The organism is Micromonospora sp. WMMC273 (assembly GCF_027460285.1).
Taxonomy (GTDB): Bacteria; Actinomycetota; Actinomycetes; order Mycobacteriales; family Micromonosporaceae; genus Micromonospora; species Micromonospora aurantiaca.
Genome location: NZ_JAPZBE010000001.1, coordinates 1,926,135 through 1,948,297, shown reverse-complemented (window position 1 = coordinate 1,948,297; position 22,163 = coordinate 1,926,135). Strand labels below are relative to the sequence as shown.

Here is a 22,163-nt window from a genome sequence, read left to right as displayed (position 1 = left end):
CCAGGATCAACCTCGCTCGACGAGCCCGTGCTGACGTTCATAGGTGCGGAGGGCCGCATCCCAGGCCTGGGTGTACTCCGACGGGCCCATGTTCAAGTCGTTGTGACCCCGGACCGCCTCCCGGAGCAGTTCCACCAACTCCGGCACGGTTTCCCGGCGCTCTGCCACGTACCGACGGAACACCTCGGCGAACTGCTCCCCGGTCAGCCGGGCGGCATGCATCGTCACCGGGTCGCCTTCGAGATTCTGGAGCACCGCGCACCACCGTCGGGTCAGGTCATCGGCCTGGCGGGCCCTGACCTTCTGCAGCTCGTGGTCGCACTCCAACTTGATCCGGTCCTCCCAGTACGGCCGCAGCCGCTCGCGGACCCGCTCGTCGGGGCTGACACGGACCTGGGCGGTGAAGGAGGGGGCTGTCCCCTGCCGGGGCCAGCGCTGGCCGGACAGATGCGCGTTCAGAGCCTGCTCCAGCTCGTGGGAGCGGTGCGGCTCATGCCGCCGGGCCAACTCGACCGCTTGTTCCCGGAGAATGCCGCACGCCCACGTCAGGTAGCCCTCGGCCCGGAACCGCAGTTCCTCGAACGTCATCCGGTGCGCCGTCCAGACGTAGACGGCGTACAGGCGGAAGTCAAAGGCGTCACCTTTCGCCGGCACCAGGAGGGGCTGCGGGGCCTCCTGGCGAAACGACACGGCGACGGGAGCAGCCGGGGTGGGGGAAGCGATGGTCGACGGGGCGGGCGGGAAGACGGTGTGCCACCAGCGGCGTGCCGGCTGATCCGGAGCGGAGGAAGGGGTGCTCGAAGGCGCTGCGGGAGGGGTGGTCATCTCTGTTCCTCGTTCGTGAGTCGTCGTACGTCGTCGAGTAGGGAGTTGCCGGGCATCAGGGGCTGCCAGACGTGCTGAATCTGGTGATCCAAGCGACGCCGGAGGGGCTCTCGGCCGGCCACCACCGCCGTGAGCAGCTGTCCGCAGTACATCGCCACCTCAGGCTGTCCGTCCGCGCGGCTGAGCCAGAAACCGAGCGTTCGCCAGGCGCGAAACGCGGTTCCTGGGATGGCGAGCGCGGCGGCCCAGCAGGTGGCCAGATCCTGTAGTTGGACGGTGCCGCGCCGTGTCAGGTCGAGCAGTTCGGGCCAGTGTTCCCGCGGCACGGGTGACCACCGGTCGGCCAGGATCCGCAGCGCCCGGCCGGCGTGCAGGCGCACCTCCGGGTGGGCCGAGACGGCCCACTCCGCCAGCGTGGCCGTCACCTCCGCCGTGTGCCCTGCGTCGTACACCTCCACGAGGCCCCGGACCACGGAGTTGTGCCAGCGCTGCATCCGTGCCTCCGCCACCTGACGCAGGTGGAGCAGCGCGCTCTCGGGCCAGAGACGAGCGAGGCCGAGAGCGTAGGCCCGGGCCACGGTGTCCCGGCGATGCGCCGTGCCACTGTCGGCCCAGCGGTCCAACTCGGCGCGAAGCCGATGACGCAGCGAGGGCTGCATGGCCATCGCGACCAGAGCGATGGCCGCCGTCTGACGCACACCGGCGCGTCGTTCCCGTGCCAACTCGTCCACGGCCTGCAACGCGGAGCGCACCGCGAGACTTGCCGACCAGCCGATGGCGCCCGCTGCGGCCTGCCGGACGCCGGGCACATCGCTGCGGGCGAGATCAACCCACCACCGCAGAAGCCGCTCCGGGTGCCACCAGTCCTGCCAGGCGACCTCCAGGAGGCTGGAACGAAGCGCGTCGTTGGCCGGGATGAACTCCACTCGTCGCCCGCCCGGCACTCGATCGTCGTCGACCACCCGCACCGCCTGACGAAGTTCGGGCCCCATCAACTCGTCAAGCGCGGACCCGCGGCCAGGCATGACCGCTGGCGGCAGGTCATCCGCCGAAGGCCCGGTCAACAGTCGTGCGGCGTGGTGGACCTCCGATACCGGCTGGCCGGCGAGTACCGCACAGGACAGGCGGAACGCACGACGGTCGCCGGCAGCCCAGAACTCCGACGGGTGCTGCCCGTCGGAGCAGTCGAGAATGCGCGCCGCCCGCTCCCGCACCTGCCCTGGCAGCAGGCGTTCCAACCGCTGCGTCAGATCCACACCGTTCACGGGGTTCCGGGCGATGGACTCCACCAAGCGGACCACCTCGCCCGGGCGCGGATCGCCGCGCAGGTAGGCGATCATCAGCGGGTGCCCGACGGCTTCGTCCTCGACATAGCGATCGACGCACGCTCCGACGCACTCGTTGCCACATCGCCCGACGCACCGGCCGCGCAGATGCCGCCGTAGTTGGGCCCGGAAGACATCCGCAGCGCCGGGAGGCCGATGCTCGACGATCTGGTCGGTGAACTCCCGGCCCCGCGACTGGAAATCACCGACGAGCACCACCGTGCAGCCCACCGCCTCGGCCCGAGCTGCCGCGCCGACCAGGGTCATACCGTCCAGGTCCCGGATCGCCGCGTCGCCCAAGGGCAGGACGTAACCGTGCCCGGCTCGGAGGATGCCGGCGGTCCGGATCAGATCTCCGAGGCTCTCCACGTTGATCAGGCCCACCCGGTCGTAGCCGTGCCGTCTGGCGGAGGCCAGACATGCGGCCGTGTAGCGGCCCGTACCTTCCGGTCCGGAGAGACACAGCAGCCCTCGGCGCTTGAGCCGCCGGTCGAGGTACTGATCGCTCGACGCCGGCGCGTACCCGTCCGCGGACTGTCGGACTGTGGCTCCACTCAACGTCTCCGACCAGCTCCGGCCGTCCCCGACGCCGGCCATGGTGACGTGCATCGCGCCGATGGCGGTGGCTCCGGTCCCGGTCGCGTTCTGGCCCTGAACGTGTACATCCCCGACCTCGATCCCCGCCGGTGCGCCGAGCAGCGCGGAGAGCCGGCCGATGATCTCGCGCGGGTCGAGAGACGGATCGTCCTCCGTCTCCTCCGCGAGGCCTTGCTCATCCGCATCCGACGGATCGGCGCCGGGGGCGGCCCCGTCGACCGTGGCGCGTGCAGCCTCTCCGCCGTCATCCGGGTGGACCGGCGGGACCGGCACCGGGACGCCGTCGGTCTCCGGCGGGGGCACGTGGGCGATCATCGTTCGGTCCCGTCCCGGTCGATGATCGCGTCGCGGCCGACCGATCCGATCGCCGTCGCGTTCGGGCCGACAGCGCTCTGCCCGTGGACCTGGAGGCTGCCGATCCGGATGCCGGCGTCGCCGGAATGCGGCGGTTCGACCGAACGGCCGATGGAGTCGGACTCGACGCCGCCTGCCGGGTCTACCGTTCGCGGTTCACCGACCGGCAACGACGACATGTCCTCGTCGACCACGTAGAGCCAGGCGGTCTCCTCGAAGCCCTTGTCCGGGTGGCTCACCTGAACCTTGCGAAACCGCTCGGGCCGCATCTCCTCGGGGTACTCCTGGACGACGTTCCGGTAGATGTCGTCGGAGACGACGAGCGCGACTCCAGCGTCCGGGAAGGCGGCAAGAGCCCGCTTCAGCGGATCGGAGTCGCAGAGCCGGCAGACGAGGACGACTGCCGAACCCGGGAAGCCGTTCGCGCCGTCCAGGTGTACGAGGCCCTGATGGACGGCCACCCGCAAGCGGATCCGCGCCGCCGGCACCCGGCTGACGTTGTACGCACGCAGCCGTCGGTTGAGCTCGGGGACGAATCGGCCGATGATGAGCGCCTCGTGGGCGTCCCGCGGGAGAATCGCCAATTCCCCGTCACCGGCCTGCTGGGTATGCCACTGCGTCCGGTCCAGTCCGACCAGCGCGGCGGCCTCATGCAGGAGGCGCCGGAACTCCTGCTGCGCCTCGTACTGCTGGACATTGCTGCGGCGGCTGTACCGCTCCATGTCCACGCTGATCAACATTCGTCGCTCGGGATGGTGCATCCGGTGTCGCCCCTTCGTCACTCACCCGCCGGAACCGGCGGGATCACAAGGGACATCGAATCCGGCTCGCCCGAGCCGCACCCCGTAGAAGTACGGCATCCGCCGTGCCTGTCCGGAACCGGTCTTCCCGTCTTCGTCCGGGATTCGGCAGGCGGAGCCGCGATGGACTGGACGCATGATCGACGTCCTCAGCGAGTTGCTTCTCGACGCGGGCTGGCACCCGGCGGCAGTGCTGTCCGTGGTGGCGATCTACGTCGGGGCCGCCGCACTGTTGCGCCGCGCGTCGCGCTCCGCTCAGCTTCGGCTACGCTTCGACGGTCTTCGCTGGCTGGCGAGAATGGGGTTGTCGATGCGTCGAGGGGCACCGCCCCAGGCCGAGTGGCCGTACGGGACCTTCCTCCGGCGGCTGCGCCCGGCAGATCGGGAGATCGTCCTGGGTCTCGGTGTCCGACGTCAGGTACCCGCCGGTCAGATCCTGATCCACGAGGGCGTCCGGGAATCGCACCTGGTGCTCCTGGAGGAGGGGTTGACCAAGGTGACAGCGAGTCTCCCCGACGGTAGGTCGGCGTTGCTCTCGCTGCGCGTCGGTGGTGACCTGGTCGGTGAGATGTCCGCCCTGAACGATCAACCCCGCTCGGCCACAATCACCACCTGCGGCCCCACGCGGTACAGCGTCATTCCCAGAGACCGGTTCACCCGATTCCTCAAGGAGCACCCCGAATCCGCGCTCGAACTCGCGGCGATGGTGGCGGATCGGCTGCGCTGGTCCAACCGGCGCCGCATCGACTTCACCTCGTACCACGTAAAGATCCGCGTGGCCCGGGTGATCGCGGAGCTGTGCCGGACGCACGGTAGGCGGAGTCCGGAAGGTGTGGTCATCGACGTCCGTCTGACCCAGCCGGAACTCGCCACGATCTGTGGTGCGGCGGAGACATCGATTCAGAAGGCCCTGCGCGAGCTACGCGCTGAGCGGCTCGTGGACACGGACTACCGGCGGATAACGGTCCGGGATCTGCCAGGCCTGCGAGGTCTCGGCGAGTTGCCTTCCGACGACGAGTAAGCCGTACGGTCGACGGCTGTTAAACGGGGCCCCCTCCTCTACCGGAGGCGTCAAGAGGGGGCCCCTCCTTTCAGGCGCCGCGCAGGGTGGCGCCGAAGCGCTCGGCGGCGACCGCGACGGCCGCGTCGCGCGCCGCCACCGCCTCCTCGCCCGCGAGGGTCCGGTCCGGGGCGCGGAACGTCAGCTTGTACGCCAGCGACTTGCGTCCCTCGCCGAGTTGCTCGGAGGTGTAGACGTCGAACAGGCGCACGTCCTCCAGCAGCGGGCCCGCGCCCTCGACCAGTGCCGCCCGCACCTCGGCGGCCGGCACCGACTCGTCCACCACCAACGCCACGTCGATCAGGGCCGGCGGGAACGTGGAGATGGTCGGGCCGGCCGCCAGCGGCGCGGCGGGCAGCGCGTCCAGGTCCAGTTCCATTGCGCTGGTACGCCGGGGCAGCTCCAGCGCGGCCAGCACGGCCGGGTGCAGCTCACCGGCGTGGCCGACGACCACGTCGTCCACCACCAGTTCGGCGCAGCGGCCCGGGTGCCAGGGCGCCCGCTCGCCGGCCCGTACCGTCACCCGGTCGGCGGGGATGCCGGCGGCGTCGAGCACCGCCCGGCCCGCCTCGACCGCGTCCGCCCAGCCGGCCGTGCGGCCCGCACCCCACCAGCCGGCCGGTTCGATCTCGCCGGTGAGCGCCACCGCGACGTGCCGCGGCTGGGCGGGCACCACCGCGTCGGCGGCGGCGAACTCCTCGTCGGTGGGCCGTCGGTCCACGCCCATCGCGGGCGGAGCACCGGCGCCGGGGCGCGGGTGGAAGACCGTGCCGATCTCGTAGATCGCCACGTCCCGCTGGCCCCGGCCGACGTTACGCTTGACGATGCCGAGCAGCGGGCCGAGCAGCGTGGTGCGCAGCAGCGGCTCCTCCTCCGACAGCGGGTTCGCCAGCCGTACCGCGGGGCGGCGTGGGTCGTCGGCGGGCAGGCCGAGCTGGTCGACCAGCTCCGGCGCGACGAACGGCTGCGCCAGCACCTCGACGTAGCCGCGTTCGGCGAGCGAGCGGGCGACGGCCCGGCGGCGCTGCTGCTGCCAGGTCAGGCCCCGGCCGGGCGGCGCGGTGGGCAGCACCGACGGCACACGGTCGTAGCCGTCGAGGCGTACCACCTCCTCCACCAGGTCGGCCGGGTCGGTCAGGTCGGGCCGCCAGCTCGGCGGCGTCACGGTCAGCACCTCACCGGCACCCGAGCCGGCACCGGCGGCCGTGCCCACCGTGCCCGGGTCCTCGGCGAGCCGGTCGGTGCCGCGGGTGACGGTGCAACCGACCTGCTCCAGCAGCTCCACCACCCGGTCCGGCGAGTACGTCACGCCGACGCGGCGCGACGGCAGGTCCACCGGCAGCGTCACGGGCGTACGCGGCGCGACGTGGTCGATGTCGAGCACCTCTTCGCCTGCGGTGCCGCCGGCGAGGTCGGTGAGCAGCCGGACCGCCTTCTCCAGCGCGACCAGCGGCAGCGCCGGGTCGACGCCCCGCTCCCACCGCTTCGCCGCCTCGCTGAACAGCTTGTGCCGCCGTGCGGTACGGCCGACGGTGGCCGGATCCCAGTGCGCCGCCTCGAACAGCACGTTCGTGGTGGAGGCGAGCACCTCGCTGGTCTCGCCGCCCATCACCGCCGCCAGCGAGATCGGACCCGAGTCGTCGCAGATGACCAGGTCCTCGGCGGACAGCGTGCGGTTGACCCCGTCCAGCGTGGTCAGCTTCTCCCCCGCCTCGGCACGGCGCACCACGAGCGTGCCGGCGATCCGGTCCGCGTCGAAGGCGTGCATCGGCTGGCCGAGTTCGAGCATCAGGTAGTTGGTGATGTCGACGGCGAGCGAGATGCTGCGCACCCCGGCCACCGTGAGCCGCTGCCGCATCCAGCCGGGCGTCTCGACTGTCGGGTCGACGCCGCGCACCATCCGCGCCGCGAACCGGTCGCAGCCGACAGTGTCGCGGACCTCCACCGGGTACGCGGGCTCGGCGGTCGCGCCGGGCGCGGGCGCGTCGGCCGGGTCGCGGAACGGCACGCCGAGCGCGTGCGACAGCTCTCGGGCGATGCCGCGCACGCTCAGCGCGTACCCGCGGTCCGGGGTGATCTCCATCTCGACCACGACGTCGTCCAGGCCGACGACGGGCCGGGCGTCGTCGCCGGGCTGGGCCTTGACGTCCTCGGGCAACACGACGATGCCCGCGTGGTCGTCGCCGAGCCCCAGCTCCTGCGCCGAGCAGATCATGCCGTGGGAGTTGCGCCCGTACGTCTTGCGCGCGCCGATCGCGAACCCGCCGGGCAGCACACCGCCGGGGAGGATCACCACGACCTTGTCGCCCACGGCGAAGTTGCGCGCCCCGCAGACGATCTCCTGCGGCTCACCGGTGCCGTTCGCGGCGCCGACGTCGACCCGGCAGAAGCGGATCGGCTTCTTGAAGCCGGTCAGCTCCTCGATCTCCAGGACCTCGCCGACGACGAGCGGGCCGGTGACCGACTCGCGCAGGTCCACCACGGACTCGACCTCGATGCCGAGGTCGACCAGCGCCTGCTCCAGGTCGCCGGTGGGCAGGTCGGCCGGCAGGTCCACGTACTCCCGCAGCCAACTGACAGAGACTCGCATGACTGTTAAACCACCGTTCCCGTAGCTCAGGCGCCGAACGCGCGGGTGAACCGCACGTCGCCCTCGGCCATGTCCCGCATGTCACTGACGCCGTGCCGGACCATCACGGTCCGGTCGATGCCCATGCCGAACGCGAATCCGGAGTAGACCTCCGGGTCGATGCCGCAGGCGCGCAACACCCGCGGGTTGACCATGCCGCAGCCGCCCCACTCGACCCACTGCGGACCGTCCCGGTGCTCCGGGAACCACACGTCGAACTCCGCCGACGGCTCGGTGAACGGGAAGTAGTGCGGCCGCCAGCGCGTCTTCGCACCCTCGCCGAACATGGCCCGGGCGAAGTGGTCGAGCGTGCCGCGCAGGTGCGCCATGGTGATGCCCTTGTCCACTACCAGGCCCTCGACCTGGTGGAACACCGGCGCGTGGGTGGCGTCCAGCTCGTCGGTGCGGTAGACCCGGCCGGGCACCACCACGTAGATCGGCGGCTTGCGGCTGAGCATGGTGCGCGCCTGCACCGGCGACGTGTGCGTGCGCAGAACGAGGCCCGAGCCTTCGGGTGCGATGTGGAACGTGTCCATCAGGCCGCGCGCCGGGTGGTCGGCCGGGATGTTCAGCGCGTCGAAGTTGGTCCACTCCAGCTCGACCTCGGGGCCCTCGGCCACCTCGTAGCCCATGCCGATGAACAGGTCGCTGATCTGCTCCATCAGCACGCTCAGCGGGTGGCGGGCGCCGCGCGGCCGGCGGTCGTACGGCAGGGTCACGTCGACCCGCTCCTCGACCAGCACCCGCGCGGCCCGTTCCCGGTCCAGGATCTCCTGCCGGGCGGCGTACGCGGACTCGATCGCCCGGCGGGCCTCGTTGACCCGCTTGCCGGCGTCGGCCTTCGCGGCCGGCGGCAGCGCGCCGATCTCCCGGCGCGCCAGCGACACCGGGGACCGGTCACCGAGGTGCGCGGGGCGCAGCGCGGTGAGCGCGTCCGGGTCGGCGGCCTCGGCGAACGCCTTCTCGGCGTCGGCCACTGCTCCGGCCAGGGCGTCCGGGTCGAGCAGGGCGACCTGCTTCGGGTCGTACGGATCGTTGCGGTAGCTCATGGTGAACGGGCACTCCCTCACGGCGGCGCCGACCCTCGCGGGTGGCTAGGCGAGTCTACGGACGCGCGGCTTCGCCGCAGCCCGCCGGTGGGGAGTCGTGCAGGGGGAAGGTCAGGCCCGCCGCCCGCCGACACCGGCGGGCTGGCTAAACGAACGCCGTGGCGCGTTCATGACGAGGCGGACTCCCCTGCTGTCTCTCGCGTGCCCCGGGGGACACGCAGTGCTCTGGCGGAAGAATACAGGCAGACTGCGGCGGCCGCAGCCAGGTTCAGGCTCTCCGCGCGCCCGTGCAGCGGCACCCGGACCCGGGCGTCGGCGGCGCCGGTCAGCTCCTCGGGCAGGCCGTGCGCCTCCGAGCCGAACAGCCACGCGGTGGGGGCGGCCAGCCGTCCCGAGTCGGCGAGGTCGTCGAGGTCGCTGTCGCCGTACCCGGTGGTGGCGAAGATCGTGAGGCCGCCGGCACGCAGCGCCTCGACGGCGGCGAGCGGGTCGGCGGCGCGCACCACGTCGACGTGGAAGAGGCTGCCGGCGGAGGCCCGCACGCACTTGCCGTTGTAGGGGTCGACCGCCTCGCCCGCGAAGACCACAGCACCCGCGCCCGCCGCGTCGGCGGTGCGCAGCACGGTGCCGGCGTTGCCCGGGTCGCGGATGCCGGCGAGCACCGCTACCAGTCGCGGCGCGCGCGCCACTGCCTGTTCCAGGGGTACGTCGAGGTGCCGGCACACCGCCACCAGGCCCTGCGGCGCGACGGTCTCGGCCAGCGCGGCCAAGGCGTCGTCGGTCACCTCGGAGACGGGCACGTCGGCCCGGGCGGCCGCGGCCGCGAGGTCGGCGTACCTGTCGAGCGCCGCCGGGGTGCCGAACAGCTCGACCACGGTGCCGGTGCGGGCGAGCGCCTCCCGGACCGCCTGCGGTCCCTCGGCCAGGAACCGGCCGGCCTGGTCGCGGTCGCGCCGGCGCTGCAGCCGGCGGGCCGCCACGACCCTGGGGGTACGCGGGGTGAACGGTCCGGGAACGGCGTCGAGGCGCCTCCCCTGCGAACGTGACTGCATGGGAGACGCCTCGATCTGTGCCGTACGGGGTGGGTCAGGCGGCCTGAGCCGCGGCGCCACCGGTGCCCTCGGCCGCCACGGCGGCGCGAGCCAGCTCGACGATCGCCGCGAACGAGGCGGCGTCGTTGACGGCCATGTCGGCCAGGATCTTCCGGTCGACCTCGATGCCGGCCAGGCGCAGGCCCTGGATCAGGCGGTTGTAGGTCAGGCCGTTGGCCCGGGCGCCGGCGTTGATCCGCTGGATCCAGAGCTGCCGGAAGTCGCCCTTGCGGTCGCGACGGTCCCGGTAGGAGTACTGCATCGAGTGCAGCACCTGCTCCTTGGCCTTGCGGTACAGCCGGGAGCGCTGACCGCGGTAACCGCTCGCGGTCTCCAGCAGGGTACGACGCTTCTTCTGGGCGTTCACAGCCCGCTTGACGCGTGCCATCTCAACTCCTTCTTCGGTTCAGGTGGCTCGCGTCAGCGGCCGAGCAGCTTCTTGATGCGCTTGGTGTCGGCCTTGGCCAGCTCGACGGTGCCGGTCAGCCGACGGGTCTGGGTGCTGGGCTTCTTCTCCAGGTTGTGGCGAAGGCCGGCCTGCTGGGCAACGATCTTGCCCTTGCCGGTCACCTTGACCCGCTTGCCCATACCCGTGTGGCTCTTCATCTTCGGCATTGGAACGTCTTCTCCCCTGTTACTGGCCGCTGGTCTCAGCGGTCGTGCCGGTCTCGCCGGCTGCTGCGGTGTCGCCGGCCGCCGGGGTCTCGCCGGCCGGAGCGGCCGGTTCCTCCGCCGCCCGGTCGCGCGGTCCACCGCGGGACGCCGTGGCGGCGACCGCGGAGGCCTTGACGGCCCGGTGCGGAGCGAGAACCATGATCATGTTTCGGCCGTCCTGCTTCGGCGCGGCCTCGACGTATCCCAGGTCCGTGATCTCGGACTCGAGCCGGCGCAGGAGCCGGTAACCCAGCTCCGGGCGGCTCTGCTCGCGACCGCGGAACATGATCGTCACCTTGACCTTGTCGCCGGCCTTGAGGAACCGCACCACGTGACCCTTCTTGGTCTCGTAGTCGTGCGGGTCGATCTTCGGCCGGAGCTTCATCTCCTTGATGACGGTCTGCTGCTGGTTACGCCGCGCTTCGCGCGCCTTCAGTGCGCTCTCGTACTTGAACTTGCCGAAGTCCATGAGCTTGCACACCGGCGGGCGCGCCATCGGCGCAACCTCGACCAGGTCCAGGTCGACGTCCGCGGCCAGCTGCAGGGCGCGCTCAAGCGGGACGATGCCCACCTGCTCACCCTCAGGGCCGACCAGTCGGACCTCACGTGCCCGGATCTGCTCGTTCACGCGTGGTTCGACGCTGATGGGGCCTCCTCGAGTCGAGTCTCCTACGGTGCCGACTCCGTGGGCTCCCGGGTGGGAGCCGACCCGGAAAGCAGAAGGCCCCGGCGTATGCCAGGGCCCACTCGACCGGTCGGCACGATCACAGGATCGCGCATCCGGCGTCGGGACGTGCCCGAAACCGGGGACCGGACCCGGCCACCGTGGCGGCGACTCGGGTGGGAGCGGGCGCTCCGCTTCTCGACCGCCCGCGCGTCAGGGACGGGGGCAGTCTGGTCGACTCCGCAACACTACACCCTCGGCCCAGGCCCGCCCAAACCGGGCTCGCTGGTCAGCGGGGTGCCGACTGCCCGGCGGACAGCGCCGCCAGGTGCGCCTGGTGCAGGCGGCGCAGCGCGCGGACCGCCTCGACCGCGCTCTCCTTGTCGGCGGCCTGCAACGCGACCATCGGCAGCAGGTCGTCGTCGTGCAGCTCCAGGCTGGCCCACGGTGCGCCCCGGTCGAACCGGACACCGCGGACGACCTCCCACGGCAGCTCGTACGAGCTGAACACGTTGCGCACCCGGACGCCCTTGGCGTCGGCGATCACGCGGGGGCGGGTGAACAGCAGGAAGCCGAGCGCGCCGAAGACACCCAGGCCGATCATGGCGAACTGGTCGCCACGCTGGAACGTGCCGTAGCCGTTGCCGGTGGCGCCGGTCAGCGACGTCGCGACGAGGCTGAACACCACGATCAGCGTGACGGCCGACACCCAGCAGACGACCCGGACGCGGCGGGGTCGCACGGTCACCACGGAATCGCTCACCCGACCAGTCTGCCATCCGGTTCACGCGCGCCTTCGGCCGCCACACGGTCCGGGCCGCGCCGGCGCAGCCCGGTGACCACCACGGCGAGCAGCGTGAGCAGGGCGCCGGCCAGCACCGGCAGCCGGACACCGGGGCCGCCGGGCAGGACCAGGTCGAGCAGCAGCGCGCCGCCGAGCTGCCCGGCCACCAGCGCCAGGCCGGTCCGCAGCACGCCGGCGGCGCGTACCCCGACCAGCAGCGAGAGCACGATGCCGACGCCGAGGACGCCGCCGAGGTAGAGCCACCACTGGCCGGGCCAGCGGGGCTGACTCGCGAGCGCGCCGGTCAGCGCCGCGACCGCACCGATCACCACGGTGCTGACCGCGAAGTTCACGGCGAGCCCGGCCGCCGGGCCGACCGAGGCGGCGACCCGCCCGTTGAGCGCGGACTGCCCGGCCACCGCCAGCCCGCCCAGGACGCAGAGCAGCACCAGCCCGACCGCCAGGTCACCGACCGGGCGGCCGAGCTGCGCGAGCGCGACAGCGCCGACGCCGAGCACCGCGCCGCCGACCCGGGGCACTGTGAGCGGCATCCGCCCGGTCGCGGCCAGCCCGGCCCGGTCCACCGCGAGGCCGCCGAGGCTGCCACCGGCCACCTGGGCGATCGTGAACACCGCCACCCCGAGCACCGGCACCACCACCGGGGCGACCAGCACGATCACCGCGCCGCCGACCCCGCCCAGGTACGCCCACCACGGCAGCCCGGAGCGGCGCAGCCCGGCCAGCCCGGCGCGCATCGACGGCAGGGTCACGATCCCGGCCAGCACCAGCAGGCAGCCGCCGAGGTTGTTGACGACCGCGCCGAGGACCGGGGCACCGGTCCGCTCCCCCATCTCGGCGTTGACCGCGCCCTGCGCGGCCGAAGCCACGCCACCCAGGACGACCACCGCGAGCGCGGCCGGGAGCGGCAGCGGCCTCACAGCCGGCAGGCGTGGATGTTGGTGACGAGGATCGCGCGGGCGCCCAGCTCGTACAGCTCGTCCATGATCCGGTGCACGTCGTCGCGGAGCACCATCGCCTGCACCGCGACCCAGCCCTCCCGGTGCAGCGGCGAGACCGTGGGCGACTCGATGCCGGGGGTCAGCGAGCTGGCCCGGTCCAGCAGGCCGGCCGGCACGTCGTAGGCGAGCATCACGTACCGGCGGGCGACCAGGACGCCGTGCAGCCGACGCTGCAACTGCTCCTGCTGAGGGCCACCGGGCGCACCCGCGCGGCGGACCAGCACCGCCGAGGAGCGCAGCAGCGGCTCGCCGAACACCACCAGGCCGGCCTGACGCAGCGTCGCGCCGGTCTCCACCACGTCGGCGACCACGTCGGCCACGCCGAGGCGGATGGCGTTCTCCACCGCGCCGTCCAGGCGGATCACGTCGGCCTTGACGCCCAGCTCGGCCAGGTGCCGCTCGACCAGACCCGGGTACGCGGTGGCGATGCGGTGCCCGCCGAGCTGCTGGACCGACGCCACGTCGTCGGGCCGGGCGGCGAACCGGAAGGTGGCCCGCCCGAAGTCGAGGTCGACGATCTCCTCGGCCGGCGCGCCGGAGTCGATCAGCAGGTCACGGCCGGTGATGCCGACGTCCAGGTCGCCGGAGCCGACGTAGGTGGCGATGTCCTTGGGACGCAGGTAGAAGAACTCGATGTCGTTGGCCTCGTCCCGGCAGACCAGGTCCTTCGGGTCGGTGCGCTGGCGGTAGCCCGCCTCGCGCAGCATCCCGGCGGCCGACTCGGCCAGGGCGCCCTTGTTGGGTACTGCGACACGCAGCATGGGAGTGCTCCTTCGTTCGATCGGATGATCAGCGGACGGGCACTCAGAGATGTCGGTAGACGTCCTTCAGCTCCAGGCCGGTGGCGAGCATCAGCACCTGCGCCTGGTAGAGCAGCTGGGAGATCTCCTCGGCGGCCCGCTCCGGGCCCTCGTGCTCGGCGGCCATCCACGACTCGGCCGCCTCCTCGACGACCTTCTTGCCGATGAAGTGCACGCCCTTGGCGAGCGCCTCGACAGTGCCCGAGCCCGGGGTGCCGGCGGCGGCCTTGGCCTGCAGCTCGGCGAACAACTCCTCGAACGTCTTCACGGAAGGCGATTCTTCCAGCCGCCCCGGGTGAGCACGCCCACCGGGTCCACCCGCGTCGTCCGGCTCACCCGGGCAGCGCGGCGAGGAAGTCCCGCACCACGGTGGCGAGCTCGGCGGGGCGCGCGGCCGGCACCGCGTGACCGGCCTCGACTGTCACCAGGCGGGCGGCGGGGATCCGGGCCGCCATCCGCGCCAGCTCGTGCTGCGGCAGGTGGCTGGCGGGACCACCGGCCACCACCAGGGTGGGCGCAGTGATCTCGGTCAACTCCTCCCACCACGTGGGAGGCGGGGCGTTGAGTTCCGCGACGACCGCTTCGCGGGCGGCCCAGTCATAGGGCAGCGGGCCGGCCGGCCGAGGTGGCAGCCGCAGGCCGAGCGGCACCGGTGGCGGCGGTTCGACGAGCACCAGCGCCGCCACCCGGTCCGGAGACGCCCGGGCGAGCAGGTGGGCGGCCACCGCGCCGGAGGAGTGGCCCAGCACCGTGACCCGGGTCAGCGCCAGCGCGTCGAGCAGTCCTCGTACGTCGTCGCGGACCAGTTCCAGCGAGTACGCGTCGGCAGGCCCGGTGGCCCCGTAGCCGCGCAGGTCGGGGGCGTACGTGCGGGTGGTGGCGCGGAGCGCGGCCGCGAGGGCGGCCCAGCTCTCCCCCGATCCCGTGCCGCCGTGCAGTGCCACGAGCGGGCGGCCGTCGGCGGGGCCCCAGATCCGGTACGCCATCCGCAGCCCCGGCAGGTCCGCGTACCCGATCTCCGTCACCGCGCTGCCTCCCCGTCCTCCCCGCCACGCGCCGATCATGAAGTTGGCGGCAATCGCTGTCCTTTTTGTCTCCGTCAACTTCATGATCGCCGGGCTGGGCGCGCGCTCCGGGACGCCGGTGGGTCAGGCGAAGCCGACCCGGTGGGCGGACTGGGCGTCCAGCGCGCGGACGGCAAGCGCGGCGTCCAGCGCGGCGACCGTCGCCGACCAGCCCTTGTCCTCGGCCGAGCCGGGCAGCCCGGCCCGATCCCGGGCCTGCTCGATGGTGTCGACCGTGAGCACACCGTGCGCCACCGGCTTGCCCTCGTCCAGCGCCACCCGGGTCAGCCCTTCGGTGACCGACTGGCAGACGTAGTCGAAGTGCGCCGTTGCGCCGCGTACCACCACGCCGAGCGCGACCACCACGTCGAAGCGGCGGGCCATCGCCTGGGCCACCACCGGCAGCTCCACCGAACCGGCCACCCGGGCCACCACGGCCCGCGCCCCGCAGGCCTGCGCGGCGGCCACGGCCCGCTCGGTCATGTGGTCGGTCAGGTCGCCGTGCCACCGGGCGGCCACCACGCCGACGGTCATCCCGGCGGCGTCCACCGCGGTCACGCCCGGCTCACCGAAACCCGCCATCGCCCTACGCTCCGATCTCGTCACCGGCGACCGGGCGGCCCATCGGCGCCTCGGTCACCTCGTCCAGTCCGTCCAGCAGGTGCCCCATCCGGTCCCGCTTGGTGCGCAGGTAGCGCACGTTCTCCGGGTTGGACCGCACGGGCAGCCCCTCCCGGCCGGTCACGGTGAGGCCGTACCCCTCCAGCCCGGCCCGCTTGGCCGGGTTGTTCGTCAGCAGCCGCATCGACCGGACGCCCAGGTCGTAGAGGATCTGCGCGCCGGTGCCGTAGTCGCGGGCGTCGGCCGGCAGCCCGAGGTCGAGGTTCGCGTCCACGGTGTCGCGGCCCTGGTCCTGGAGCTGGTACGCCTGCAGCTTGTGCAGCAGGCCGATGCCCCGGCCCTCGTGCCCGCGCACGTAGAGGACCACGCCTCGGCCCTCCTGGGCGACCCGGGCCAGCGACGCCTGCAACTGCGGCCCGCAGTCGCAGCGCAGCGAGCCGAACACGTCGCCGGTGAGGCACTCGGAGTGCACCCGCACCAGCACGTCCCGCCCGTCGCCGAGGTCGCCCATGACCAGCGCGACGTGCTCGGCCGGGTCGTGCTCGGCGCGGTAGCCGAGCGCCTTGAACACGCCGTACGGGGTGGGCATCCGGGCCTCGGCGGCCAGCTCGACCTGCTTCTCGGTACGCCGCCGGTGTGCGATCAGGTCCGCGATGGTGACGAGCGTGAGCCCGTGCTCGGCGCAGAACTTCTCCAGGTCCGGCAGGCGCATCATGGTGCCGTCGTCGTTCACCAGCTCGCAGAGCACCCCGGCCGGGCGCAGCCCGGCCATCCGGGTCAGGTCCACCGCCGCCTCGGTGTGCCCGGGGCGGCGCAGCACCCCGCCGGCGCGGGCGCGCAGCGGCACCACGTGGCCGGGCCGGGCCAGGTCGGTCGGGCCGGTGGCGGCGTCGGCGAGCAGCCGGATGGTGTGCGACCGGTCGGCGGCCGAGATGCCGGTGCTGACGCCCTCCCGGGCGTCCACCGTCACCGTGTACGCGGTGCCGCGCCGGTCCTGGTTCGTGTGGTGCATCGGCGGCAGGTCGAGCCGGTCGCACTCGTCCTCGGTCAGCGGCACGCAGATGTAGCCGGAGGTGTAGCGGACCATGAACGCGACCAGTTCCGGGGTGGCCAGCTCGGCCGCGAAGATCAGGTCGCCCTCGTTCTCGCGGTCCTCGTCGTCGACCACTACCACCGGACGCCCGGCGGCGATGTCCGCCACCGCCTGCTCGATCGAACCGAACGTGCTCATGCCACGGCCTCCGAGTACGTCGCCGGGATCGGGGCGGGCGCGGTCGCGACGGCCCGGGAGGTGCGCCACCAGCTGTACAGGCCGGCCGCGCAGAACGCGCCGTAGACCAGGTACATGGCGGCCGACGGGTAGAAGCCGCCGCGCAGCAGCAGCGGTACGCCGACCGCGTCGACGGCGATCCAGATCAGCCAGAACTCGACCCAGCCGCGGGCCATGCCGTACGTGGCGAGCAGGCTGCCGACCAGGATCCAGGCATCGGGCAGCGGCCCCCACGAACCGAGCGCGGCGAGCACCGGGTACGCGGCGGCGGTGCCGGCGACGGCCGCGACGAGCAGGCCGAGCCGCTCCGGCCAGGTGGCCCAGCGCGGCACCACGGCCGGCTCGTCCCCGCCACCGGCGCGCCGGTTGCGCGACCAGCGCCACCAGCCGTACACGCTGACGGCGAAGAAGAAGACCTGCCGGCCGGCCTGGCCGTAGAGGTCGTGCGCCTGCGGGGTGACGAAGACGCCGCCGAGGAACACGGTGAGCAGCAGCGCGTTACCGATCATGCCGACCGGCCAGGCCCAGACCACGCGGCGCAGCCCGAGCAGCGCCGAGCCGAGCCCGAAGACGTTGCCGACGATCTCCCGGACCAGCACCGGCGAGCCGGCCACGTGCACCTGGGCGTCGAGCAGCCAGCCGAGCGGGCCCATCACCGGGCACCCCCCACGCTCCGGTCGCCGAGCAGCCGCTCGACGTACTTGGCCAGCACGTCGACCTCCAGGTTGACCGGGTCGCCGACCTGCTTCGTGCCGAGCACCGTGAGCTTCAGCGTGGTGGGGATCAGACCGACCGAGAACCAGTCGTCGCCCGCCTCGGCGACGGTCAGGGACACGCCGTCGACGGTGATCGAGCCCTTCTCCACCACGTACCGGGCCAGCCCGTCGGGCAGCCGGAACCGGACCGTCTCCCACTGCGCTGCGGGCTCCCGGGCGACGATCTCGCCGACGCCGTCGACGTGGCCCTGCACCAGGTGGCCGCCGAGGCGGCTGTTCAGCACGGCGGCCCGTTCCAGGTTGACCGGGTCGCCGGGGCGCAGCGCGCCGAGCGCGGTACGGCGCAGCGTCTCGCCCATCACGTCGGCGGTGAACACGCCGCCGTCGACGTCGACAACGGTGAGGCAGACGCCGTTGACGGCGATGGAGTCGCCGTGCCGGGCGTCCGAGGTGACGAGCGGGCCACGGATGGCGACCAGCGCGGAGTCGTCGCCGGTCTCGGTGCTCCGGACGATCTCGCCCAGTTCCTCGACGATGCCGGTGAACATGTCAGCCCTCCCTCTTCCGGGGCAGCGCGGTGATCCGCAGGTCGGGACCGACCCGCGTAACGTCGGTGATCTCCAGATCGATGGCGTCGGCGATGGTGCTCACGCCGGCGTCGAGCAGCGCGGTCGGACCGGCGCCGAGCAGCTTCGGCGCCACGTACCCGACGATCCTGTCGATCAGGCCGGCGGCGAGGAACGCGCCGGCCAGCGTCGGCCCGCCCTCCAGCAGCGCGGCCCGCACGCCACGGTGGTGCAGCTCCGCCAGCAGCGCCGCCAGGTCGACCCGGCCGTCCGGGCCGGCGCCGACCTCCGCGGCGGTGGCCACCCAGGTGCGGGCGGCGCCGTCGCGGACCCGGGCGTCGGCCGGGGTACGCCCCGAGCTGTCCACCACCACCCGCAGCGGCTGCCGGATGGCGAGCGTGCCGTCGCGCAGGTTGCGGGCGGTCAGCCGGGGGTCGTCGGTGAGCACGGTGCCCACGCCGGCGAGCACCGCGTCGACGGTGCCGCGCAGCGCGTGCACGTCGACCCGGGCCGCCTCCGAGGTGATCCACATGCTGGTGCCGTCGGCGGCGGCGGAACGCCCGTCGAGCGTGGCCGCGTACTTCCAGATCACGTACGGCCAGCCGCGGCGCATCGAGGTGAGCCAGGCCACGTTGCCGGCCTCGGCCTCCTGGGCGCGTACCCCGAGAGCGACCTGGACCCCGGCGGCGCGCAGCGTGGCGGCGCCGCCGGAGGCGACCGGGTTGGGGTCGGGCACGGCGATCACCACGCGGGACACCCCGGCGGCGATGAGCGCGTGGCTGCAGGGGCCGGTGCGGCCGGTGTGGTCGCAGGGTTCCAGGGTGACCACAGCGGTGCCGCCGCGGGCGCGCGTGCCGGCCTGGGCCAGCGCGACGATCTCCGCGTGCGGGCCACCGGCGTACGCGTGGAAGCCCTCGCCGACGACCTCGCCCTCGGTGTCGAGCAGCACGCAGCCGACCACCGGGTTGGGGCTGGTGGTGCCGAGGCCGCGCGCGGCCAGTTCGATGGCACGACGCATCGCCTCGTCGACGGAGACGCTCGCCATGGCCGCCTGTCCTCCCGCTCGCCGGTCGCGCGCGGGCGGTTCGGGAACAGCGGCAGGAAAGCCGCGGACACGCGGCGGCGGGAACCCGGGGACGGCGACGCCGACCCCGGGGAGCCCACGCGGCGGCTGAGGGTGCTCAGCGGCCGGCAGGGGCCTCCCCCGTTCCGCGCGCTGTCTCCCATCCGGACTTTCTGGGGGCGGACGAGCCGCACCCCAACCGTCGGCCCCGGATTCTCACCAGGTCCACCGTCCGGCCGAAGCCGTCCGGGTCGCGGGCTTACCACGGTCGGACCGTGGATCACCGCCGGTTCGGAATTTCACCGAGCCCCGCCAGCGCGTGGTGGGTATACGGGAAGTCTTACACGTTCCGCCCGGGCGTGCGCCACAGAGGCGAGCTACCTCACAGGACCGCCTCAGGTGACGCCGCGCCGGCGGTCCACCGCCACGTACGAGCCTGGCTGGCTCTTGGCCACCGTCTTCATCTCCGAGGCCACCGCGATCGCCTCCAGCGGGTCGGTGAACCGCTTGCCGGAATCGGACAGCGACACGCCGATGGAGAGCGTCACCAGCGCGGCGCGGCGGATGTTGCCGCGCCGGTCCTTCAGCTCGACGAAGCCGCGTTCCCGGTCGGTGGCGTCGTACAGCGCGTCCGCGGCCTTCTCGAAGTCGACGACGGCCCGGCTGGTCAGCGGCCGGACCTGGCTGGGGGCGCAGACGATGACGAAGTCGTCGCCGCCGACGTGGCCGAGGAACGCCGGCGGCATCCCGATCGACACCACCGCGCGGTGCAGGCTGCGGGCCAGCGCCGAGATGAACTCGTCGCCGCGCACGAAGCCGTACCGGTCGTTGACGCTCTTGAACCGGTCGATGTCGATGTAGCCGACGGCGTAGTCGACGCCGTTGCGGACCCGGTCGCTGATCTCCCGCCGGATCCGGCTGTTGCCGGGCAGTCCGGTCAGCGGCGAGACCTCCCGGAACTCCTTGTTGCGGCGCAGCGTGGAGTTGACCCGGGCCACCAGTTCCAGCGTGTCGAACGGCTTGACCAGGTAGTCGTCCGCGCCGACGCTGAGCCCGTTGACCTTGTCCTGGGTCATCCCCTTGGCGGTCAGCATGATCACCGGCAGGGCCGAGGTCATCGGGTCGGCGCGCAGCCGCCGGGTCAGTTCCAGCCCGTCGATGCGCGGCATCATCAGGTCGACCACTGCGAGGTCGGGCCGCTGCCGCTCGATGACCTCCAGCGCCTCCTGGCCGTCGGCGGCGTGCAGCACCTCGAAGCCGTGCAGGCGCAGGTTGAACTCGACGAAGCGGGCGATGTCCTCGTCGTCGTCGACGACGAGGATCACGTCGGGTCGCTCGCCGGCCGGGTCCATCTCAGGCCCCGGTCATCGCGCGTTCCGCCAGGCCCCGCAGGCGGCGCACCGCCTCCGCGGGATCGTCGGCGCCGTAGACGGCGGTGCCCGCGACGAACGCGTCGGCGCCGGCCGCGGCGGCCTGCTCGATGGTGTCCGCGGCGATGCCGCCGTCGACCTCGATGCGCAGCTCCAGGTGCCCGCTGTCGACGTGCCGGCGGGCCGCGCGCACCTTGTCCAGCAGTTGCGGCAGGAAACGCTGGCCGCCGAAGCCGGCCTTGATCGTCATGATCAGCAGCGTGTCGAAGCTCGGCAGCAGCTCCAGGTACGGCTCGATCGGGGTGTCCCGGTCGATCGCCAGCCCGGCCTTCGCCCCGGCCGAGCGCAGGTCCTTCGCCAGCGCCACCGGGTCGTCGCACGCCTCGGCGTGGAACGTGACGTTGTACGCCCCGGCGTCGGCGTACCCGGGCGCCCAGCGGCGCGGATCCTCGATCATCAGGTGCACGTCGAACGGGATCCCGGTGACGGCGCGCAGGCTCTGCACCACCGGCAGCCCGATGGTCAGGTTGGGTACGAAGTGGTTGTCCATGACGTCGACGTGCAGCCAGTCGGCGGCGGGCTCCACGGCACGGACCTCGTCGGCGAGGCGGGCGAAATCGGCGGCCAGGATGCTGGGCGCGACGATCGGCGGCGGTACGGTCACGGGGCCAGTGTACGAACGCGGTGATCCGGAGGTAGCGGCACGGCTCCCGGAGCGACCAGCGGTGATCCTTCCGTCACCCGCGGTGCACCGTCCGGCCGTCCGGGGAGAAAGTCGGCACGAATAGTCGCCGGTGACTGGCCGATCGATTGAAAGATGACGAAACTCCTACAGGGACGGTCACGTATGCTGCACGCCCGGGCGCGGGGGACGCCGGTCGGGCCTATGACGACCGGCTGTCATCTCTCCCGGAAGGGGCGGACGATGCGACGGTGGCTCCACGTGCTCGCGCTGGCCGGCGCGGCGACTGCGGTGCTCGCGGGTTGCGCTCAGGTGCATCGGGCCGACGGCGACCTGATCGACGACTGGGCGGCGCTGCCGGTGCCGCAGCTGTTCGTCCCGGCGACCGAGGCCTGCCTGCCCCGGCTGAGCACCGTGGTGGCCGCCGCCACCTACGAGACGGTCAACTGCGCGGGCAGCCACCTGGCCGAGACCGTGCACGTCGGCCGGTTCAGCGGACCGGCGGCGCAGGGCGTGCGCCCGGAACCCGGCTCGCCGGCGCTGCGGACCGCGCGCGCAGAGTGCGACCAGCGGGCCCGGGAGATGATCGGCGGGGACTGGCGGGCCGCCCGGCTGACGCTGAACATCGCGCTGCCCACCGTCACCGCCTGGACGTCCGGCGCCCGCTGGTTCCGCTGCGACCTGGCCGAGACCGACAGCATCGACAACACCCGCCCGGTCAACCGGGTCGGCAGCCTGCGCGGCGCGCTCGTCGGCGACAACCCGCTGGTGCACAGGTGCTTCGACCCGAAGCTGATCGGCCAGAACCTCAACTACATGGCCCCGGTGCTGTGCACCGAACCGCACCGGGCGGAGTTCGTCGGCGTGTACGAGGAACGCGACATGAGCTGGGCGGAGTTCACCAAGGGCGCGCCCGCCACGCACCGGCGCTGCATGACGCTCATCGCCGCGTTCGCCGAGGTGCCGGACAACGCCGAACTGCCGTACCGGGCCGGGTCCATCTTCTACCCGCCGTCGCAGCGGGAGTGGGAGGAGGGCGACCGGGGCGTGCGCTGTTTCCTGTGGAGTGACGACCGCAAGCTGAACCGATCGGTGCGCGGCGCCGGCCCCGAGGGACTCCCGGTCACCTGATCGGCTGCCGTATGCTCCACCGCCGAGGC

At 72.8% G+C, this 22,163-nt stretch carries 22 protein-coding genes, 1 pseudogene and 1 riboswitch; of the genes and pseudogenes, 2 read left to right on the top strand and 21 right to left on the bottom strand.

Annotated features, from left to right (window positions below; translation table 11 throughout):
• Positions 1-6 precede the first annotated feature (6 nt).
• Genes O7611_RS09280 through O7611_RS09270 form a run of 3 tightly spaced genes read right to left on the bottom strand, consistent with a single transcriptional unit; the run spans position 7 to position 3,841 of the window.
• Complete coding sequence (locus O7611_RS09280; protein WP_269696571.1) at positions 7-825, bottom strand: hypothetical protein; 819 nt, start codon at positions 823-825, stop codon at positions 7-9.
• Positions 822-3,062 carry a hypothetical protein gene (locus O7611_RS09275; protein ID WP_269696570.1) on the bottom strand — a complete coding sequence of 747 codons (2,241 nt, stop codon included), beginning with the start codon at positions 3,060-3,062 and terminating at the stop codon, positions 822-824. Before O7611_RS09275 ends, O7611_RS09280 begins: the two co-directional genes overlap by 4 nt.
• Entirely contained in the window at positions 3,059-3,841 is a 783-nt protein-coding gene (locus tag O7611_RS09270) for a hypothetical protein (RefSeq protein ID WP_269696569.1), read from the bottom strand. The genes O7611_RS09275 and O7611_RS09270 overlap by 4 nt, the downstream gene beginning before the upstream one ends.
• A 196-nt stretch (positions 3,842-4,037) precedes the next feature.
• Between O7611_RS09270 and O7611_RS09265 the strand changes: the two genes are divergently transcribed.
• Entirely contained in the window at positions 4,038-4,922 is an 885-nt protein-coding gene (locus tag O7611_RS09265) for a Crp/Fnr family transcriptional regulator (protein ID WP_269696568.1), read from the top strand.
• Positions 4,923-4,992: 70 nt separating this feature from the next.
• Here O7611_RS09265 and O7611_RS09260 read toward each other — a convergent pair whose 3' ends face one another.
• The 18 genes and pseudogenes from O7611_RS09260 to rpe all read right to left on the bottom strand — a co-directional run bounded on the left by O7611_RS09260 (position 4,993) and on the right by rpe (position 20,985).
• Positions 4,993-7,551 carry a phenylalanine--tRNA ligase subunit beta gene (locus O7611_RS09260; RefSeq protein WP_194802846.1) on the bottom strand — a complete coding sequence of 853 codons (2,559 nt, stop codon included), beginning with the start codon at positions 7,549-7,551 and terminating at the stop codon, positions 4,993-4,995.
• 26 nt (positions 7,552-7,577) lie between these two features.
• The gene (gene pheS, locus O7611_RS09255) at positions 7,578-8,639 is read right to left on the bottom strand and encodes a phenylalanine--tRNA ligase subunit alpha (RefSeq protein WP_013474913.1); all 1,062 of its coding nucleotides are present in this window, start codon (positions 8,637-8,639) and stop codon (positions 7,578-7,580) included.
• A gap of 167 nt (positions 8,640-8,806) precedes the next feature.
• Positions 8,807-9,691, bottom strand: coding sequence for a TrmH family RNA methyltransferase (locus tag O7611_RS09250; RefSeq protein WP_194802847.1), 885 nt, complete (start codon positions 9,689-9,691; stop codon positions 8,807-8,809).
• A 34-nt stretch (positions 9,692-9,725) separates the two neighbouring features.
• Positions 9,726-10,118, bottom strand: coding sequence for a 50S ribosomal protein L20 (gene rplT, locus O7611_RS09245; RefSeq protein ID WP_043324928.1), 393 nt, complete (start codon positions 10,116-10,118; stop codon positions 9,726-9,728).
• 32 nt (positions 10,119-10,150) lie between these two features.
• On the bottom strand, positions 10,151-10,345 hold the full coding sequence (rpmI, locus tag O7611_RS09240; RefSeq protein WP_007075851.1) for a 50S ribosomal protein L35: 195 nt from the start codon (positions 10,343-10,345) through the stop codon (positions 10,151-10,153).
• A gap of 19 nt (positions 10,346-10,364) precedes the next feature.
• Positions 10,365-11,012 carry a translation initiation factor IF-3 gene (gene infC / locus O7611_RS09235; protein ID WP_043324929.1) on the bottom strand — a complete coding sequence of 216 codons (648 nt, stop codon included), beginning with the start codon at positions 11,010-11,012 and terminating at the stop codon, positions 10,365-10,367.
• A 325-nt stretch (positions 11,013-11,337) separates the two neighbouring features.
• Positions 11,338-11,811: a PH domain-containing protein gene (locus tag O7611_RS09230; RefSeq protein ID WP_194802848.1), complete on the bottom strand. Its 474-nt coding sequence runs from the start codon at positions 11,809-11,811 to the stop codon at positions 11,338-11,340.
• A complete protein-coding gene (locus O7611_RS09225; RefSeq protein WP_194802849.1) occupies positions 11,808-12,770 on the bottom strand; it encodes a DMT family transporter in 963 nt (320 codons plus the stop codon). The genes O7611_RS09230 and O7611_RS09225 overlap by 4 nt, the downstream gene beginning before the upstream one ends.
• A complete protein-coding gene (gene hisG, locus O7611_RS09220; RefSeq protein ID WP_194802850.1) occupies positions 12,767-13,612 on the bottom strand; it encodes an ATP phosphoribosyltransferase in 846 nt (281 codons plus the stop codon). The genes O7611_RS09225 and hisG overlap by 4 nt, the downstream gene beginning before the upstream one ends.
• A gap of 43 nt (positions 13,613-13,655) precedes the next feature.
• On the bottom strand, positions 13,656-13,919 hold the full coding sequence (locus O7611_RS09215) for a phosphoribosyl-ATP diphosphatase (protein WP_013285536.1): 264 nt from the start codon (positions 13,917-13,919) through the stop codon (positions 13,656-13,658).
• 64 nt (positions 13,920-13,983) lie between these two features.
• A complete protein-coding gene (locus O7611_RS09210) occupies positions 13,984-14,676 on the bottom strand; it encodes an alpha/beta fold hydrolase (protein ID WP_269696567.1) in 693 nt (230 codons plus the stop codon).
• A gap of 123 nt (positions 14,677-14,799) precedes the next feature.
• Entirely contained in the window at positions 14,800-15,297 is a 498-nt protein-coding gene (gene ribH / locus O7611_RS09205) for a 6,7-dimethyl-8-ribityllumazine synthase (protein ID WP_091424378.1), read from the bottom strand.
• A 4-nt stretch (positions 15,298-15,301) separates the two neighbouring features.
• Positions 15,302-16,567 (bottom strand): bifunctional 3,4-dihydroxy-2-butanone-4-phosphate synthase/GTP cyclohydrolase II, encoded by a 1,266-nt coding sequence (locus O7611_RS09200; RefSeq protein ID WP_194802851.1) that lies wholly within the window; start codon positions 16,565-16,567, stop codon positions 15,302-15,304.
• Positions 16,564-17,205, bottom strand: a complete 642-nt coding sequence (pnuC, locus tag O7611_RS09195) for a nicotinamide riboside transporter PnuC (RefSeq protein WP_442929389.1) — start codon at positions 17,203-17,205, stop codon at positions 16,564-16,566. The genes O7611_RS09200 and pnuC overlap by 4 nt, the downstream gene beginning before the upstream one ends.
• Positions 17,105-17,870 (bottom strand): annotated as a pseudogene (locus O7611_RS09190) (riboflavin synthase). The gene pnuC and the pseudogene O7611_RS09190 overlap by 101 nt, the downstream one beginning before the upstream one ends.
• A gap of 1 nt (position 17,871) precedes the next feature.
• Positions 17,872-18,933 (bottom strand): bifunctional diaminohydroxyphosphoribosylaminopyrimidine deaminase/5-amino-6-(5-phosphoribosylamino)uracil reductase RibD, encoded by a 1,062-nt coding sequence (gene ribD / locus O7611_RS09185; RefSeq protein ID WP_269696566.1) that lies wholly within the window; start codon positions 18,931-18,933, stop codon positions 17,872-17,874.
• 166 nt (positions 18,934-19,099) lie between these two features.
• Positions 19,100-19,272, bottom strand: a riboswitch (FMN riboswitch).
• Positions 19,273-19,346: 74 nt separating this feature from the next.
• Positions 19,347-20,303, bottom strand: coding sequence for a GGDEF domain-containing response regulator (locus tag O7611_RS09180; RefSeq protein WP_194802855.1), 957 nt, complete (start codon positions 20,301-20,303; stop codon positions 19,347-19,349).
• A 1-nt stretch (position 20,304) separates the two neighbouring features.
• On the bottom strand, positions 20,305-20,985 hold the full coding sequence (gene rpe / locus O7611_RS09175; protein ID WP_128137820.1) for a ribulose-phosphate 3-epimerase: 681 nt from the start codon (positions 20,983-20,985) through the stop codon (positions 20,305-20,307).
• A 261-nt stretch (positions 20,986-21,246) separates the two neighbouring features.
• Here rpe and O7611_RS09170 point away from each other — a divergent pair, with 261 nt between their 5' ends.
• On the top strand, positions 21,247-22,134 hold the full coding sequence (locus tag O7611_RS09170) for a septum formation family protein (protein ID WP_194802856.1): 888 nt from the start codon (positions 21,247-21,249) through the stop codon (positions 22,132-22,134).
• Positions 22,135-22,163 lie beyond the last annotated feature (29 nt).

Bases quoted from the DNA above. Each gene is read 5' to 3' on its own strand.
- O7611_RS09280 (WP_269696571.1), bottom strand. From the start codon at position 825: ATGACCACCCCTCCCGCAGCGCCTTCGAGCACCCCTTCCTCCGCTCCG.
- O7611_RS09275 (WP_269696570.1), bottom strand. From the start codon at position 3,062: ATGATCGCCCACGTGCCCCCGCCGGAGACCGACGGCGTCCCGGTGCCG.
- O7611_RS09270 (WP_269696569.1), bottom strand. From the start codon at position 3,841: ATGTTGATCAGCGTGGACATGGAGCGGTACAGCCGCCGCAGCAATGTC.
- O7611_RS09265 (WP_269696568.1), top strand. From the start codon at position 4,038: ATGATCGACGTCCTCAGCGAGTTGCTTCTCGACGCGGGCTGGCACCCG.
- O7611_RS09260 (WP_194802846.1), bottom strand. From the start codon at position 7,551: ATGCGAGTCTCTGTCAGTTGGCTGCGGGAGTACGTGGACCTGCCGGCC.
- pheS (WP_013474913.1), bottom strand. From the start codon at position 8,639: ATGAGCTACCGCAACGATCCGTACGACCCGAAGCAGGTCGCCCTGCTC.
- O7611_RS09250 (WP_194802847.1), bottom strand. From the start codon at position 9,691: ATGCAGTCACGTTCGCAGGGGAGGCGCCTCGACGCCGTTCCCGGACCG.
- rplT (WP_043324928.1), bottom strand. From the start codon at position 10,118: ATGGCACGCGTCAAGCGGGCTGTGAACGCCCAGAAGAAGCGTCGTACC.
- rpmI (WP_007075851.1), bottom strand. From the start codon at position 10,345: ATGCCGAAGATGAAGAGCCACACGGGTATGGGCAAGCGGGTCAAGGTG.
- hisG (WP_194802850.1), bottom strand. From the start codon at position 13,612: ATGCTGCGTGTCGCAGTACCCAACAAGGGCGCCCTGGCCGAGTCGGCC.
- ribH (WP_091424378.1), bottom strand. From the start codon at position 15,297: ATGGCGGGTTTCGGTGAGCCGGGCGTGACCGCGGTGGACGCCGCCGGG.
- O7611_RS09200 (WP_194802851.1), bottom strand. From the start codon at position 16,567: ATGAGCACGTTCGGTTCGATCGAGCAGGCGGTGGCGGACATCGCCGCC.
- ribD (WP_269696566.1), bottom strand. From the start codon at position 18,933: ATGGCGAGCGTCTCCGTCGACGAGGCGATGCGTCGTGCCATCGAACTG.
- O7611_RS09180 (WP_194802855.1), bottom strand. From the start codon at position 20,303: ATGGACCCGGCCGGCGAGCGACCCGACGTGATCCTCGTCGTCGACGAC.
- O7611_RS09170 (WP_194802856.1), top strand. From the start codon at position 21,247: ATGCGACGGTGGCTCCACGTGCTCGCGCTGGCCGGCGCGGCGACTGCG.